Source organism: Myxococcus xanthus (assembly GCF_013116825.1).
Lineage (GTDB): Bacteria > Myxococcota > Myxococcia > Myxococcales > Myxococcaceae > Myxococcus > Myxococcus xanthus_B.
Window position 1 is genome coordinate 1 of record NZ_JABFNS010000301.1, and the last position, 676, is coordinate 676.

Annotated in this window: 1 protein-coding gene; it reads right to left on the minus strand. The window is 68.2% G+C overall.

The window, feature by feature from the left end; translation table 11 throughout:
• The coding region (locus HNV26_RS37410) for an AMP-binding protein (RefSeq protein WP_171453046.1) at positions 1 to 676 on the minus strand (676 nt) is incomplete at both ends.

The following is a 676-nucleotide window of genomic DNA, read 5'->3' on the forward strand; positions in this document are numbered from 1 at the left end:
CGTACGCCTTCTTCACCAACTCCGCGCTCAACGCCTCGCCGCTGCACACCACCCGCCGCAGGCTTCCCAGCCCCTCCAGCCCGGGCTCCTCCACGAAGGCGCGCAGCATCGACGGCACGAAGTGCACCGTCGTCACGCCCTCCGCCTTCATCAGCTTCACCAGGTACGCCGGCTCCTGGTGCCCTCCAGGACGCGCCACCACCAGCTTCGCCCCCGCCAGCAGCGGCCAGAAGAACTCCCACACCGACACGTCGAAGCTGAAGGGCGTCTTCTGCAGCACCACGTCCGTGCCGCCAAGCCCGTACTCCTCCTGCATCCACTTCAGCCGGTTGACGACGCCACCGTGCGCATTCATCGCTCCCTTCGGACGCCCCGTGCTTCCTGACGTGAAGATGACGTACGCCAGCGACTCCGGGCCCACCTGCACCGCCGGCTTCGTCACCGGTTGCTTCGCCACTTCGCCCGCTTCACTGTCCAGGCACACCACTCGCGCGGTGCTGGGCGGAAGCACCGACTTCCACTTCTCGTGCGTCAGCAGCACCGACGCACCGGTGTCCTCCAGCATCCACCCCAGACGCTCCTTCGGGTACGCAGGGTCCACCGGCACGTAGGCCGCCCCCGCCTTCAGCACGCCCAGCAGCGCCACCACCATGTCCACCGAGCGCTCCAGGCACAC